14 protein-coding genes and 2 pseudogenes are annotated in these 15,678 nt (G+C 42.1%); 6 read left to right on the forward strand and 10 right to left on the reverse strand.

The genetic code is table 11. The annotated features are described in order from the left end of the window. Nucleotides 1–53: 53 nt before the first annotated feature. Nucleotides 54–431, reverse strand: a complete 378-nt coding sequence (locus C1A47_RS15945; RefSeq protein ID WP_111896013.1) for a hypothetical protein — start codon at nucleotides 429–431, stop codon at nucleotides 54–56. 387 nt (nucleotides 432–818) lie between these two features. Here C1A47_RS15945 and ppc point away from each other — a divergent pair, with 387 nt between their 5' ends. From ppc to C1A47_RS15960, 3 genes and pseudogenes are all read left to right on the forward strand, one after another. Continuing rightward, entirely contained in the window at nucleotides 819–3,506 is a 2,688-nt protein-coding gene (gene ppc, locus C1A47_RS15950; protein WP_111896014.1) for a phosphoenolpyruvate carboxylase, read from the forward strand. Nucleotides 3,507–3,715: 209 nt separating this feature from the next. Beyond that, nucleotides 3,716–5,005: a solute carrier family 23 protein gene (locus tag C1A47_RS15955; protein WP_111896015.1), complete on the forward strand. Its 1,290-nt coding sequence runs from the start codon at nucleotides 3,716–3,718 to the stop codon at nucleotides 5,003–5,005. An 88-nt stretch (nucleotides 5,006–5,093) separates the two neighbouring features. Beyond that, nucleotides 5,094–5,999: pseudogene (locus C1A47_RS15960) on the forward strand (LysR substrate-binding domain-containing protein). Here the strand turns inward: C1A47_RS15960 and C1A47_RS15965 are convergent. The 5 genes from C1A47_RS15965 to C1A47_RS15985 form a co-directional block, all read right to left on the reverse strand. Continuing rightward, nucleotides 5,996–6,721 (reverse strand): sulfite exporter TauE/SafE family protein, encoded by a 726-nt coding sequence (locus C1A47_RS15965; protein WP_111896016.1) that lies wholly within the window; start codon nucleotides 6,719–6,721, stop codon nucleotides 5,996–5,998. The pseudogene C1A47_RS15960 and the gene C1A47_RS15965 sit on opposite strands and share 4 nt — an antisense overlap. Nucleotides 6,722–6,819: 98 nt before the next feature. Then, nucleotides 6,820–7,251: a GFA family protein gene (locus C1A47_RS15970; RefSeq protein ID WP_111896017.1), complete on the reverse strand. Its 432-nt coding sequence runs from the start codon at nucleotides 7,249–7,251 to the stop codon at nucleotides 6,820–6,822. 18 nt (nucleotides 7,252–7,269) lie between these two features. Beyond that, the gene (locus C1A47_RS15975; protein ID WP_111896018.1) at nucleotides 7,270–7,554 is read right to left on the reverse strand and encodes a YciI family protein; all 285 of its coding nucleotides are present in this window, start codon (nucleotides 7,552–7,554) and stop codon (nucleotides 7,270–7,272) included. Nucleotides 7,555–7,603: 49 nt separating this feature from the next. Continuing rightward, nucleotides 7,604–7,888 (reverse strand): chorismate mutase, encoded by a 285-nt coding sequence (locus C1A47_RS15980; protein ID WP_413772971.1) that lies wholly within the window; start codon nucleotides 7,886–7,888, stop codon nucleotides 7,604–7,606. 7 nt (nucleotides 7,889–7,895) lie between these two features. Next, nucleotides 7,896–9,173, reverse strand: coding sequence for a hypothetical protein (locus C1A47_RS15985; RefSeq protein WP_111896019.1), 1,278 nt, complete (start codon nucleotides 9,171–9,173; stop codon nucleotides 7,896–7,898). Between the two features lie 259 nt (nucleotides 9,174–9,432). Here C1A47_RS15985 and fmt point away from each other — a divergent pair, with 259 nt between their 5' ends. Next, nucleotides 9,433–10,395 carry a methionyl-tRNA formyltransferase gene (gene fmt / locus C1A47_RS15990; protein WP_111896028.1) on the forward strand — a complete coding sequence of 321 codons (963 nt, stop codon included), beginning with the start codon at nucleotides 9,433–9,435 and terminating at the stop codon, nucleotides 10,393–10,395. Next, nucleotides 10,392–11,678 carry a 16S rRNA (cytosine(967)-C(5))-methyltransferase RsmB gene (rsmB, locus tag C1A47_RS15995; protein WP_111896020.1) on the forward strand — a complete coding sequence of 429 codons (1,287 nt, stop codon included), beginning with the start codon at nucleotides 10,392–10,394 and terminating at the stop codon, nucleotides 11,676–11,678. Before fmt ends, rsmB begins: the two co-directional genes overlap by 4 nt. Nucleotides 11,679–11,702: 24 nt before the next feature. Here the strand turns inward: rsmB and C1A47_RS16000 are convergent, their stop codons facing one another. From C1A47_RS16000 to C1A47_RS16015, 4 genes are all read right to left on the reverse strand, one after another. Then, nucleotides 11,703–12,314, reverse strand: coding sequence for a TetR/AcrR family transcriptional regulator (locus C1A47_RS16000; RefSeq protein WP_111896021.1), 612 nt, complete (start codon nucleotides 12,312–12,314; stop codon nucleotides 11,703–11,705). Nucleotides 12,315–12,540: 226 nt separating this feature from the next. Further along, entirely contained in the window at nucleotides 12,541–12,654 is a 114-nt protein-coding gene (locus C1A47_RS16005) for a methionine/alanine import family NSS transporter small subunit (RefSeq protein ID WP_111896022.1), read from the reverse strand. Nucleotides 12,655–12,664: 10 nt separating this feature from the next. Next, complete coding sequence (locus C1A47_RS16010) at nucleotides 12,665–14,143, reverse strand: sodium-dependent transporter (protein WP_111896023.1); 1,479 nt, start codon at nucleotides 14,141–14,143, stop codon at nucleotides 12,665–12,667. Nucleotides 14,144–14,523: 380 nt separating this feature from the next. After that, on the reverse strand, nucleotides 14,524–14,859 hold the full coding sequence (locus C1A47_RS16015; RefSeq protein WP_111896024.1) for a hypothetical protein: 336 nt from the start codon (nucleotides 14,857–14,859) through the stop codon (nucleotides 14,524–14,526). On the opposite strand from C1A47_RS16015, the pseudogene C1A47_RS17890 reads away from it, so the two are divergent. Next, nucleotides 14,849–15,368 (forward strand): annotated as a pseudogene (locus C1A47_RS17890) (IS5 family transposase); the annotation flags it as partial. The gene C1A47_RS16015 and the pseudogene C1A47_RS17890 overlap by 11 nt on opposite strands. Between the last annotated feature and the right edge of the window lie 310 nt (nucleotides 15,369–15,678).

The raw sequence follows: 15,678 nt of genomic DNA on the forward strand, positions 1-15,678 counted from the left end.
AAATTGGGATCTTTGTCCATTTTACAAGGCAAATAATGAAAAAATTCGTGAAATTAAAATACTGCTTTCTTTTTGAAATACTTAGACAAGCCTTTAATAAAGCTATTTAACAGATACATCCAGGCAATAAACGCAAAAACCACACCTGCAACGGTAAAGCCTGTCACCCAAAGCATGTCGTTCCACGCATAAAATGCCAAAGGAATAAACCATACTGCTGCAAACAACCCCATCAGGATGAATAAAATGACATTTCGCATAATCCAGACACCATGCGATTGAATCCAGACTTCAGCATCCTGACTGTGTGCAACTTTCGCAGACAAAAAATAGGCAATGAATCCTGTAACTACGGTAAACATTGCCAAAAACATAAACATATACGCCGCAGAAATATAACGACGATGCTGCTCAACTTTGTCTTGCGCCATGGAACTTAGACCCCTTCACGGCATAGGACATGCCTTGAAAACATGATGTATAAGATTGTATAAAATCGACTTGTTACTATAGGTGAGTTTTGTACTTTTCGCATCCTTTTACGTAAAATATTTGCATTAAAACCAAGACAATTTCACAGAAAAATATCTTTTTTACGCTACGCATCAGTCATCTGCTCAGGCTTTATTGAATTGATGTGAATTTTCAAACTTCTTAACACACTTAAATCTTATTTTTTTCTTAGTTTACACGACCAATGGCTAAAGGCTTTTCTACATAAATTTGTTATGTTTAGATAAAAGCGACATTTCAATATACAAGGGAAATCTCCTTTTATATTTCAATAGACCATAATGCCTCCCATAAGGAATTTAACTATGGCACAACATATCGATGCACCATTACGCGAAGACGTCAGACTACTGGGCAATTTATTAGGAGAAACCTTAAAAGCCCATGCAGGTCAGGATTTATTTAATCAGGTCGAGCAAATTCGCGCTCTTGCCAAAGGGGCTCGTGATGGACAAGTCGAAGCGGAAAAGCAGTTAGAACAACTCTTTCTCAATCTTGAAGATAAAGAGATTTTACCACTGACGCGTGCCTTTACCCATTTTTTGAATTTCGCCAATATTGCTGAACAATACCATGTGGTGCGTAGTCGTCGTGCCAGTGAGTTTGATGAAAGCCAGCCCTCTCCAAATCCGCTTGAACCCCTATTTGAAAAATTTAAACAACAACAAATTTCAGCTGAAACCCTATATCAGCAAATTTGTGATTTAAATATTGAGCTGGTGCTAACAGCACACCCAACTGAGGTCAGTCGCCGTACCCTGATTCAGAAATATGACGATATAAATCGCTGCCTAGAACAGCTCGACCAACAAAAGCTAACACCAAAAGAACGCCAGCAAGCCATTGAGAAACTCAAACAACTGATTTGCTCGGCATGGCAAACCGATGAAATTCGTCGCCAAAAACCGACTCCAATTGATGAAGCCAAATGGGGCTTTACGGTTATTGAACAAACCCTGTGGCAAGCCGTGCCCAAGTTTATTCGTGAACTGAATGAGCTGGTACAAGCGCACTGCGGTCAGGCATTGCCAACCCATATCACCCCGATCCGCTTTGCCTCATGGATGGGCGGTGACCGTGACGGCAACCCAAATGTCACCCATGACGTGACTCAACAAGTGTTATGGTTCTCCCGTTGGCAAGCCACTGAACTGTATTTACGCGACCTTGAAAGCCTGCGCTGGGAACTCTCGATTCAGCAGTGTTCCGATGAACTACGCCAAGCCTTAGGTCGTGAGCATGCCGAACCCTATCGTGAATATTTACGTGATTTACGCGAACGTCTACGCGTTACCCGTCAATGGCTCTCGGACAAATTACAAGGCGTGGAAACCATCGAAGATCCGCGTGTGATTCGTCATAAACATGAATTGCTTGATCCATTACTGCTTTGTCACCGTTCATTAATTGACAGCAACTTGCCAGAAATCGCCAATGGGAATCTGCTCGATTTTATCCACCGTGTGCATTGTTTCGGCATTGAATTGCTCAAACTCGACATTCGTCAGGAATCTGGTCGTCACCGTCAAGCCATTTCTGCGATCACTGAATATTTAGGTTTAGGCAATTTTGAAACATGGACTGAACAGGCCCGCCAAAACTTCCTGATCAATGAGTTGCAAAGCAAACGCCCATTGCTACCCAAATTGCTCAATGAACCCGAAAACAGCCTGATCAACCATCCAGATGTTCAGGAAGTCTTTTCCACCATGCGGACATTGGCAGAACAACCTGCCGAGTCTTTGGGTGCCTATATTATTTCTATGGCTGAATATCCAAGTGATGTTTTGGCTGTCTTACTGCTGCAAAAAGAAGCTGGCATTCAGAAACCACTTCGCGTTGTACCCCTCTTTGAAACTCTCAAAGATTTGGACGGCGCTGCTGAAACCATGAATACCCTGTTTAACGTGCAATGGTACAAACAGCATATTCAGGGCAAACATGAAGTCATGATTGGTTATTCGGACTCAGCCAAAGATGCTGGCTTTATGTCGGCGAACTGGGCTCAGTATCGTGCGCAAGAAGAACTCACTGCGGTTGCCCAAGCACATGATGTTCAGCTTACCCTGTTTCATGGTCGTGGCGGTTCGATCAGCCGCGGTGGTGCACCAACGCAACAAGCGCTATTTTCTCAACCGCCAGGTTCAATTTCAGGCGCAATTCGCGTTACCGAACAGGGGGAAATGATCCGCTTCAAATTCGGTATTGAAGGCGTAGCGCTGCAAAACATGGAAGTCTATACCGCAGCAACATTAGAAGCGACCTTGTTACCGCCGCCTGTACCGAAAGCGGAATGGCGAGAACTGATGCATCAAATGACGGAGACTTCGGTCAAAGTATATCGTCAGACTGTTCGGGAAAATCCGCATTTTGTCGAGTACTTACGCACGGTCACTCCTGAGCTTGAGTTACAAATGCTGCCGCTCGGTTCACGTCCTGCTAAACGTCGTGTCAGTGGTGGTATCGAATCACTACGTGCGATTCCTTGGGTATTTGCATGGACTCAAATTCGCTTAATGCTGCCTGCTTGGCTCGGAACAGGTGCGGCAATTGATGAGATCATTGCCCAAGAGCAAAAAGGCAAACTGGATGAAATGCTTCAACAATGGCCTTACTTCCAGACCTTAATTGATATGCTGGAAATGGTCTTATCTAAAGCTGATGCCGATATTGCTTGGTATTACGAGACTCATTTGACTCAAAATGAACATCTACATGCGTTGGGTAATGAACTTCGTCAGCGCCTACAAGATGCGATTGATACCCTGCTCACACTCAAAGGCGAATCTGAATTACTCAGTCAAAATGAAGTGCTTGATCAGTCAATGCGTGTACGCAAAACCTATTTGCTGCCTCTGCATTTATTACAAGCCGAACTGATGAAGCGCCGCCGTGTTTATTTAGCACAACATCAGGCAGAACATACCCCTGTCGATCATGCACTCATGGTCAGCATTACAGGGATTGCCGCAGGTCTGCGCAATACAGGCTAATGGGTGATATCTGATACAAACTGACTTACTCGTTCAGCGAATGGGTAAGTCTTTTTTATTTTAACTAAGCAATTAATAAATCTTATAAATTTTAAAAACACAGCCATGACGCTTGGAAAAAACGACCAACAGCAATTCCAAGCTATGTAATGCATTTTCAACTCAGAGTATCATGTGCGGAATTTTGTAAAAATTTGAGCGTTTTTGTTATGTCTTGGTTTCCAAAATGGCAACCCTACTCAGGACAAATTGATCATCGTCCTGTATCCACCAATGAATATTTACCTGTTGGACAAAGTATTGTTCTAGGTATTCAACATGCCTTTGCCATGTTTGGTGCAACCGTACTTGCTCCACTGTTAATGGGCTTTAACCCGAACCTTGCGATCTTGATGTCAGGGATTTGTACCATCCTGTTTTTCATGTTTACAGGCGGACGAGTCCCAAGTTATTTAGGTTCTAGTTTTGCGTTTATTGGTGTAGTTGCTGCGGCAACTGGACATGTCACAGGCTCAGGTGCTAATCCGAATCTATCTGTGGCGCTGGGCGGGATTGTCGCGTGTGGCGTACTATATGCGATTATCGGTCTGATCGTGATGCTGACAGGCACACGCTGGATTGAAAAGCTCATGCCACCTGTGGTCACAGGCGCAGTGGTGATGATCATTGGTTTGAACCTTGCCCCTGTCACCATTAAAGGGGTTGCTGGTCAACCTTTTGAAATGTGGATGGCACTGATCACTGTGCTTTGCATGGGAACCATCGCGGTCTTTACCCGTGGCTTACTGCAACGCTTATTGCTGCTGGTTGGCTTACTCATGGCCTATCTGATTTATGCAATTGCCACCAATGGTTTAGGCTTTGGTAAACCGATTGATTTCTCACAAATCTCGGCTGCTGCATGGTTTGGTATTCCAAGTTTTTCACATCCAACTTTTGACAGCAATGCCATGCTAATTATTGCCCCTGTTGCACTGATTTTAGTGGCAGAAAATCTTGGGCATATTAAAGCCGTAGGCGCCATGACAGGTGAAAACCTGACGCCACAACTAGGCAAAGCTTTCCTTGCCGATGGTTTAGCCACAACCCTTTCTGGCAGTGTGGGCGCACCAGGCATGACCACTTATGGCGAAAACATTGGGGTCATGGCCGTCACTCGTGTGTATTCGACTATTGTGTTTGTGATCGCGGGTCTGTTTGCCATTTTCTTGGGATTATCACCAAAATTTGGTGCAGTGATCAGTACGATTCCGAGTGCCGTTTTAACGGGTGCATCGATTGTCGTATTTGGTTTAATTACCATTGCGGGTGCAAAAATCTGGTTAGAAAACAAAGTCGATTTCTCTAACAATAAAAACCTGATTGTCGCTGCGGTCACGATTATTCTAGGTGCAGGTAACTTTGAACTGATGTTTGGTCACTTCAACTTGGGTGGAATCGGGACAGCAACCTTTGCGGCGATTCTGCTCAACTGGTTCTTTAATCTGAAAAAAGATTAATTTTTTGATGATTTTATAGCAGCCGCAAGGCTGCTTTTTTTATGCCATACTGCACACCAGCACAGTCAAAATAATACAGGCAACGGACATGCGCCTTGAGGTTTTTGATTTAGAGTTAATCCTATACATTGCCAAAACAGGCAGTCTCACTCAAGCGGCATAGTGTGCTGCCATTTCCTTGCAAGCCGCGAGCGAACGCCTGAAAAAAATTGAACAGCAATTCGACGTTAAGCTGTTCAGTCGACATAGCACGGGGACACAACTGACCCTTGCAGGACAAAGTTTTTTGGAACATGCCCAAGACATTGTGCAGCGTAGTCACGCCCTGCAACAGCACATGCTGCAATTTTCTTCCCAGTACAAGCAGCAGTTGTGTTTATGGTGCAACTCATCCGCACAAAGTGAATATTTACCGAAAATGTTGCCTGAATATTTACTGCAAAATCCAAATGTACAGATTGAACTCTACGAAGCAGAAAGCAGTGATATTGTGACTGCGTTAAACCAAGGGACGGCTCAACTGGGACTGGTTTCGAGTTTTTTTAATACCGAGCATTTACAGACTTTAGAGTTTGCCGAAGACCCACTGGTGTTGATTTGCCCACGACAGCATGCATTCGCACAACAAACCGAAATCAACCTTGCAGATGCCCTAGACTTTGCATTTATTGGTTTAAAACAGTATCACTCGCTACAACAATCAATTGAACGTCAGGCACAGCAGCTCGGGTATCAGATTGAATATCGCCTGCAACTCCCGAGCTTTTCAGCAATTGCACAAGTGGTTACAGATGGTGTTGGCGTTGCGATTTTGCCGCAACGTGCGGCACAACAATTACAATCCTTGTATTCATTTCACTACATTCAACTGCAAGGGGCTTGGGCAAACCGTAAGTTGTTGTTGGCATGTCGCAGTTTCGATGAACTGCCTGTTAGCTATCAACATCTCAGTGAATTTTTACTGGCAAAACGGGCTTTACTTGCTCCTGTTTAAGTATTCAAACTCATATAGCCGCCCAAAAAGATCAGCCCAATAAAGAAAATACGGCGAAATTTCTGTTCATCTAAACGCTGGCGAATCAGCTTACCCCCCCACATCCCCACTAACGCAGGCACGAGCACTAGACATGAAAGTTGATAATCAATGTGATGGCTTGCCCCAAGTTGTTGTTGCAAGAATACAGCCAAACAGAGGTTGGCACAGGTAAAAGTCAAGCCAAGCGTCTGTACCAAATCGTTGCGTTGCAACTGCAAACTTTGTAAATACGGGACAACTGGCATCAAAATCACCCCTGTGGCAACGGTCAATGCACCGCCCAAATAACCTACAATTGGCGACAAGTATTTTTCATGGGCTTGCAAGTTGGGTAAACGCTGACTGCATAAACCATAAATTCCATAGAGCAACAACATCATGCCAAGCAATAAACCACTATGTGCATGTGAATCTGCCAAGGTTGGAAAGATGCTCCACGTGGAACCAATCACAACACCAAGCAACAACGTCCAAAAACGACGCAGCAAAATCCACCATCCACCTTCACTAAACAACTGCCAGACATTTGTCACCAAGGAAGGAATGATCAGCAGGCTCGCCGCCTGAAAGGGTGATAAAACGATACTGAGCAATCCCATTGCAATCGCAGGCAAGCCTAGACCAATCACCCCTTTGACCAATCCAGCAAATGCAAACACCAATATCACAAATCCAAGCATCTCATTTCTCCCTAAGTACATAGGTTCATGCTAGGACAAAGTCAGCAGCTCGAATATGCGCATTTTTTGGAGTTGCCTCAAGCATTGCCTGAGGCGGTTCAGTCCAACTTAAAATATGCTTTAATTTCAGTAGATGAGGGTAATTCAGGATAGTCCTGATCGGCTGAAAGGCTCTCGCCCCATGTGGCTTTGGAGTTCAAACAAAAATTGAGACGTTGAATGGGGTTAATTTCCGAGTCGAGTAGACCAAGAGGAATCCACATCCATGAGGTTTGATTGACCTGATTTGGCACGCAAGAACCGCAAACTGTACAAAATGCCGAGCGAAAACCACTGGTCTTTTGGTACTGTCGAATCTGCTGATCGCCTTGTAACCAAGAAAAATGACTTTGCTCAACTAGACTGGCGGCATTAAAACTACTGCCCGTCTGTTTGCGGCATAGACCACAATGACAGTGATAAATCGTGTCGATTGTACATGTGACTTGGAACTGCACTGCCCCACATAAGCAACTACCAAAGAGACTCATCGTATTTCTCTATGCCCTTTAATAATCTTGTAATTGCTCGAAGCCTGTTCCCGTGCGTGAAAACTTCACCTGATTGACATGATATTCAGCCACTTTTTGAAAAGGATCTTGCTGCAAAATCGCTTTTAACTGGGCTTCAGGCATATCCTTGACCAAAATCATGCCACCTGTACGCGGTTGTTTTGCCCCTGCGGAAATAAAATGACCCGCAGCAAAATGTTGTTGTAGCCATTCTATATGTTGTGGCAATAACGCATCGACAGCAGTCAAAGGCTGTAAATAGTTCAATTCAACGATATACATGATTATTCTGCCTTTTTATGCTTATTCTAGATGTGAATCAATACGAGATTTAGTCAGATAAATGCTGTAATTCTCGTTCAATAAAATGCTGAATCATTTGTCGATAGAGTTTTTCAACCAAATCAGCATCTGCCGAATAGGTGTCTGCATGTTGACGAACCTGTTCAATCACCTGTTCCACCCGATGAGGTGCAGGTGCTTCGGCTCGTGATGTTTTAAAGGTTACAGCCTGATCAACATAGGCTTGGCGAGTAGCAATCAATTCAATTAGAGCCTGATCAATTTGATCAATCTGTTGGCGAACTTCAGCTAAAGAGTTACATTTTTGAATCATTATGAGTCTACTGTTTGTATTGTTGTTCAAGGATATGACTAAAAATACTCTCAATCATCCACACCCGATATAAACTGTTAAACACGTAACGCTGACCTGCTATACGTAATTCAAGCACAGGAAAATCGGGCTGATGCATGGCATGACATTGCTGATCATTTTGCTGTAGAAGTCTGGAAATATCGACTTCGGTCAGTTTCTCAATCTGCAAATTCTGTTGCAAAGCACGTACATGTGGGGCAAATGACAAGTCCTGTCCTTTACTCCACACCGCTTTTAAAATGTCATAGATGACATCAACGCGTTGTTCTTCATCTTCGATGCTATAGAACAAACGTGCAATGTTTATCACTGCTTCTTGAGTTGGACGACAAAATGGAGTGAATGCCACATCAGTCCGTTTTGATAAACGTGTTGCCAATGACCAGTCAAAAAAGTCACGCCCATGATAGCTCAGCGGATAAACCCGCAACTGAATATTATAATAATTTGCTAATTCTTCTTTGATATAAGCAAGCAATAACCAACTGATCGGATCTTCCAGCGCGATGTATAAATCTAGCTCAGGATGCATCGCCTGAATTTCTGCCAATTCCTCGGCATCACTCATAATATGCTCGCGCCATTCAATATGATTGATCAGGAAAATCGGATTGTCTGTCAGTAATTTTTGTTGTTTGAGACGACGTGCCAAACGCAGTAAATCATCAACGGCATGATATTTACGATCTGCAAATTCAAAATAACTGGCTGCTACGGGCGTATCAATAAAGCAACGTTCAGGAAAATTTTGCGGTTGGTGCTGTTGGCTGGCCATGGCATAAAGGGTTTTGAGTTTGCCATATTGCTGTTGCCACAGCATGTGAAAGACATCTTCAAGTAAATATAAAAATTGTTCTTCGCGTAGAGGGGTATTTCTTAAAATAACTTCAGCTTGTTGAATGGCTTCTGCGGTTGGAAGTTCAGGCTGTTCATCATAACCAAAGCGGTGTTGGCGTGCGAGAATCTTGGCATCATTCAGACAGTATTGTTGCCATTCCTGTGCGGTCATATTATTGGGAGGCTCAGCCGCCTGACTGGAAATCATCACCTTTAAAGGCTTGAGTTCTTCACTCAAAATTTCATGTAGTTGAGGCAGTTGCTGTACCGCCAGATAACTGTAAACATCATCAAGACGCAAATAAATGCTCAACCCCTTATCCGTGGGTAAAACCTCTTGCCGTGACGGTTTCTGGTAAAACCATCTCGATCGAATCGGATCAAACCAACGGCGAAACACGGACATGAGCGTAGCCTCTAAAAAATCAATCGACAGATTGAATAAGCAATTTACTGACCAAAGAAAGTTTGATCGGTAGCAGTCTTTATGCCCCGATCCAGATTGCTGCAAGTTTAGCAAATTTTGCCAAAGTTCCGCTTGTATATTTTTGCTATCCGTTTTAGACATTTTATTTGCACAATCAGCACGACATTGCCATTTGCTCGGCCTGTTCAACAGCGACACCTGTTATAATCGTGCCTTGCGAAACGATTGAGTGATGCCCTTGAAGATTATTTTTGCAGGTACGCCTGAGTTTGCGGCCGAAGCCCTCAAAGCCTTAATTCAAACTAAACACGAAATTATTGCCGTGTATACCCAACCTGACCGTAAGGCAGGACGTGGACAAAAGCTAACTGCTTCTGCTGTCAAACAGGTTGCTTTAGAACATAATCTTCCTGTCTATCAACCTTTAAATTTTAAGGCATCAACTGAAGAAGGTCTGGCTGCGCGTCAAAAACTGGCTGCATTAAATGCCGATGTCATGGTCGTGGCGGCTTATGGTCTGATCTTGCCACAAGCAGTATTGGACATGCCTAAATATGGCTGCCTGAATATTCATGGTTCTTTACTTCCACGCTGGCGTGGTGCCGCACCAATTCAACGTGCAATCGCCACAGGCGATAAAGAAACGGGCGTCACCATTATGGCGATGGCCGCTGGTTTAGACACAGGCGACATGCTGTATAAAACTTACTGTCCAATCACGGCTCAAGATACCTCTGCAAGTCTGCATGACAAACTTGCGCTACAAGGTGCTGACGCCATTTGTGCGGTTCTCGCTTCTGAACAACAACTGCAAGATTATCTGGCACAGCGTGAAGTGCAAGATGAAGCCTTGACCGTGTATGCACATAAACTCAGTAAAGCCGAAGCTCAAATTGACTGGACACTCGGCGCTAAGCAACTTGATCTCAATATTCGTGCTTTTAATCCATGGCCTGTGGCATTTTTCCCGATCAGTGAAAATAACAACTTACGGGTCTGGAATTCCCAGCTTTCAACATTAACTGATACGACTGCTCAAGTCGGTGAGGTTGTGGCAATCGACAAACAAGGCATACATGTGATGTGTGGTGATCAACACATCATTTGCCTGACCCAGTTACAATGGCCAGGTGGCAAACCACTGAATGCCCCACAAATTTTACAAGCACAAAAATTACAGGTTGGACAAATCCTATCATGAGTCAAATGTTGAATTTACGTGCTCAAGTGGTTAAAACCCTACTGGCAGTACAGCAAGGTCAATCCCTTTCTGCCATTTTGCATCAGCAATTGGATCAAGTTGCCGCTAAAGATCGTGGTTTATTCCATGAATTGGTGTTGGGAACATTGCGTCAGTGGTACGGCTTAAAAGCCCTCACCTTGCCATTACTCAGCAAACCACTGGACAACCCAACGGTAGAAACCTGTCTGTATGTTGGTTTATATCAAATTCTTTGTACGCGTATTGCAGAGCATGCAGCGCTGTCAGAAACCGTGACTGCTTGTAAACAATTGGGCTTCCCTGCGTTAAGTGGTGTCGCTAATGCGATTTTACGTCGTGCCACACGTGAAAAACCAGAATTTCAACGCACGCTCAATCAGGCACACGGTTTACCAAGTTGGCTGTATAAACGTCTGAAAAAAGACTGGCCAGAACAGCTCGATGAACTGTGTACCGCACTAAAACAAACCAGTGCAATTACCTTACGGGTCAATCAACGTAAAATCGGGCGCGATGCTTATCTTGCAAAATTACAGGCTGCTGATATTCAGGCTGAAGCGTGTACGGTTGCCGATACAGGTATTGTCTTACAACAATCCGTGCAAATTCCTGAGCTGATTGGTTTCGATCAGGGTTGGTTCTCTGTACAAGATCAGCATGCCCAACTGTGTGCCAGTCTATTACCCAATCTCGATGGCAAAGTCGTGGTCGATGCCTGTGCTGCGCCTGGTGGTAAAACTGCACATTTACTGGAAAAATTCCAGCCTGCTCACCTGATTGCACTCGATCAAGATGCCAAACGCTTAGTCCGTGTTGAGGAAAATTTACAGCGTTTGCAACTCAACAGTGACAAAGTTCAGATTCTCGCTGCCGATGCTACCACATGGACAGTCCCAGAACCTGTGGATTGTATCGTGCTTGATGCACCGTGTTCAGCGATTGGGGTTTTACGTCGCCATCCCGACATTCGCTTGTTACGCCAGTCAGGTGATATTGCAGAAACGGTTGCGCTACAAAAGCAGATTTTGCAGCAAATGTGGTCACAGCTCAAAGTGGGTGGCACATTACTTTACATTACCTGCTCGATTCTCAAAGTTGAAAACGAGCAGCAAATGCAGCAGTTTTTTGCTGAACATGCCGATGCCCGTGAAATCAAAATCGAAGCAGATTGGGGAATTGCCCAAGCACATGGTCGACAGTTATTACCGACCAGCGCTCAAGGTGATGGATTTTATTACTGTCGAATTGAAAAAGTGGCTTAAGCCACTTTTTCAATTGGATGTCATTTAAGAAAAATTCAGCTCTTGTTGACTTGGAATACTCAGCGCCTGATGAATATACAGTTCGATCAATTTCTCGCGTGAACCAATCGAGCGCTGATAATAACTCGAGTTTAAAAGCAGACAGGCGCCATAGGTCAGTGACCAGATATAAGAAAGGTAATCCCGAATTGAAATATTCGACTCAAACTTATCTAAATAATCTTTCGTAATGTCTTTAATACATAAGATACGTTGCTGACGAATGTCATATAGCTGCTGAAATAGGTCTTTTAACCCTGATTCCGTTGTCGTTAAATGCTCTTCGATTTGATGTAATACAATAATCCTTTCAGGGGACTGTAAATGATAGAGCATATACGCTTTGGCATATTCAACAAAATTTTCTTGGTACTGATGCGAAATCGCCAATACCCGCTTTTCATTCTGGATCACCAATTCCAATAACAATTCATTCTTCGACTTAAAATGCTTATAAAGTGTACCCTTAGCGATATCTAATTCTTTGGCAAGATCATCCAGCGTCATATCCTGATAATGATCCAGTAATAGCTCTTCTGAAACGGCTAAAATTTTCTGATAACGTGCTAAAAATTGTTCTTGACGACTAGTTTTCATTGATAATTCCATTTCTCAGACCCATCATCTACCCGAAAATAAATAACATAATTTATGCATGATGGACATCCTTATTGATGATCTGTACATTCAAGCAGCAAATATATCCAGCCACCAACACTTGTGGCAGCAATTATCGCAATAAAAAAGAGTTATTACGGGTTAAAGTAATAACTCTCCAAATCATATGACACTTCAAAGGTATTTTGATTGAAGTCCTTTAGATTTACTCATCATCTAAAACTTCAGGATGTCGATGCAGATGCAAGACAGACAACAACAAGCCACCCCACAACATCGTGATAGAAATCACCATCATCACAATTGCCGATGTATTCATATTTTTTCTCCTAACGATCTTTAATTTTTGTCATCACAAGCGCACCAAGTGCACAAAATACGATACATCCCCAGCCAAAGAAGACCTGTAAACTTTGTGAATAATCACCATAACCTTTACTAATCAAAGCATTCAATGCCAATACTAAGGTTGAAAGCAAAACAACAGGAGTAACAACTGTGAGTGTAAATTCCCACGTACGACCCAACTGAATGGTTGAAATCGCATTGATATGATCCCGGAATTCACGCATTAAACTACGCCCAAACCAAGAAACCATTACAATTGAAACCAATGCTCCCGTCACAATACCCAAGTTATTAATAAAATGGTCAATAATATCAACTAGTTTAATTGCATTAACACTTGAGAATAAAAGAATCGAGATAAAACCAATTCCCCCTCCCACAAGTGTTACAGCCTTTTTACGACCCCATTTTAACTTGTCTTGTAACGCAGAAATTGGAACTTCTAAAATACTGACCATTGAGGTAATGCCAGCGAATAAAAGAGATCCGAAGAACAAAATACCAAAAACACTTCCCGCTGAACCGAGACTTGAAATAATTTTAGGAAACGCAATAAAGGCAAGCCCAATACCACCACTCACCACATCTTTAACATCTGCACCTGCTGAATGTGCCATAAAGCCAAGCGCAGAAAATACACCAATGCCTGCAAGTAACTCAAAAGATGAGTTTGCTAAGCCAACAATCAGACCCGCACCTGTCAAATTGGTTTTAGGTTTCAAATATGATGCATAAGTCACCATAATTCCGAAACCAACAGAAAGCGAAAAGAAAATATGACCATAAGCAGCTAACCACACTTTATAGTCCATCATTGCTTCCCAATTTGGGGTAAAGAAAGCATTTAAACCTTGTGCAGCACCAGGCAAACGCACAGCCTGAATGACAAGAATTGTAAATAAGATCACTAGCAATGGCATAAAAATTTTATTGGCAAGCTCGACGCCTTTTTTCACACCACCATATAAGATCAACATGACTGCTACCCAAATTAAAGCTAATGGATAAAATAACTCCCCCACAAACTGCCATTGGAAGGTTGCAGCATCAGTCGTTTGCAAATATGTTTTAAAGAAGAACTGCTCAGGATTTGAACCCCAAGTTTGTCCAACTGAAAAGTAAATAAAGCTTAATGCCCAAGTGAGTACACCTGCATAGTAAGTGGCAATCACTAAGCAGACACAGACTTGCCACCATCCCAAAGCTTCAGCAGGTTTCATTAACTGCTTATATGCTTTTGGAGGTGCACCGTGACTCCTATGCCCTGTTGCATAATCTAAAAATAACAATGGCAAGCCTGCTGTTAACAAAGCCAATAAGTAAGGTATTAAGAAAGCACCTCCACCATTTTCATAAGCTACATAAGGAAAGCGCCAAATATTCCCTAAGCCAACGGCAGAGCCAATCGCAGCAATAATGAAACCAGATCTGGCTGACCAATTCTCTCTATTTTCTGACATAATAAAGATCCTATTAGAATATTGATTACAACATATCCATGCTGATTAATCAGAATTTAAAATTTTAATAATGCATTAAAGCAAACTATGAGAACTTAAAAAAATCACAGTATTGAAGAAAATTTAATGCAATATTTTTAATATAAAATTAACATAAAAAATACAAAAACTAAAAATTACTTAATCACAAGTACAAAAAATTAATCTATCAATTATTTAATTTCAAATAAAAACAAATATATCTTATTGATATAAATAAATTATTTTAAAATTATAAATTAGTGTTTTATATTTATAATCAACTAAACGGATAGAACCCTGATAAATACTCAAAACATGTCACAAAATAAATTTATATATAATTGACAGCTATTAAAGCCTTAAACCCAATGCCAGACCTTTCTTACATCGGTAGCTATTCTATTCGTAGGGACTAAATTAGGGTTTGATACTCTTGCAATTCTCGCAGTATTTGGCATATTCAATTTATTAGCAGAAAGTCCAAGTACTGCCAAATTTTCTATAGTAAACCCAGCTTGAATAAAAGCTTGTATATATGTTTGAGCATTAGGATAAGCTGTCCCTAAAACTGTTACAGAATTAACTCGTAAAAGTAATAAAAATTCATTGTAACTAGGGCGTGTCCTCATTTGAAAAATTGGTTTAAAAGAGTTATTTACCCCCTTTTTATTTGTATATTTTTCAATGGCACGCACCCTACTCACTGATGATATTTGGCAACAAATCCAGTCTACGATGCAATTTCATGGTTGTTATTGTTCAAAGAACAGTAGAAATATTATGGAAGCAATTTTATGGAAATTACGTACAGGTGCGACATGGCGTGATATTCCTGAAGAATTTTGTCCTTGGAAAACAGCATATAACCGCTTTAATCACTGGGCATCTAAAGGCTTGTGGGATAAATTTTTTTAAACTACGAGGCATACTGGATCAAGAATGGGTATTCATTGACGGAAGCTACATACGCGCGTATCAGCATGCAAGTGGAGCTCGGCATGGTTTCGAGCGAGCAATTGGACAGTCTAGAGGTGGAAGAGCCACAAAAATCCATCTTGCAACCGACGCGAATGGATTCCCGATTGATTTTAAAATCACTGGAGGTGAAGTCCATGACAGCCAAGTTGCAGCGCAATTGATTTGTGAGATCGGTCAGGCAGATTACCTGATTGCAGATAAAGGCTATGATTCGGAAAAAGTCAGAATACTGGCAAGAAAGCAAAATATTTATACAGATTTCGATTGAATGTAGAACAAAGTTATATATTTATAAAAATTATGATTAGAGTGTTTTAATATAGAATACTCTAAATATTAAGTTTAAAAAACTTGGATTTAAACAATAGGCAATAACATCATGCGAAAATAAAAAATCAAACGGATTCTATATACCCCGCAAAGAAAAGCACCCCGACCTCTATAGAGATTGGGGTGCTTTGAATAATGAGCTGGCGATGACTTACTCTCACATGGGTAACCCCACACTACCATCAGCGCTAAGAGGTTTCACTTCT

Origin of the sequence: Acinetobacter sp. MB5 (assembly GCF_003261585.1) — a bacterium.
Classification (GTDB): domain Bacteria; phylum Pseudomonadota; class Gammaproteobacteria; order Pseudomonadales; family Moraxellaceae; genus Acinetobacter.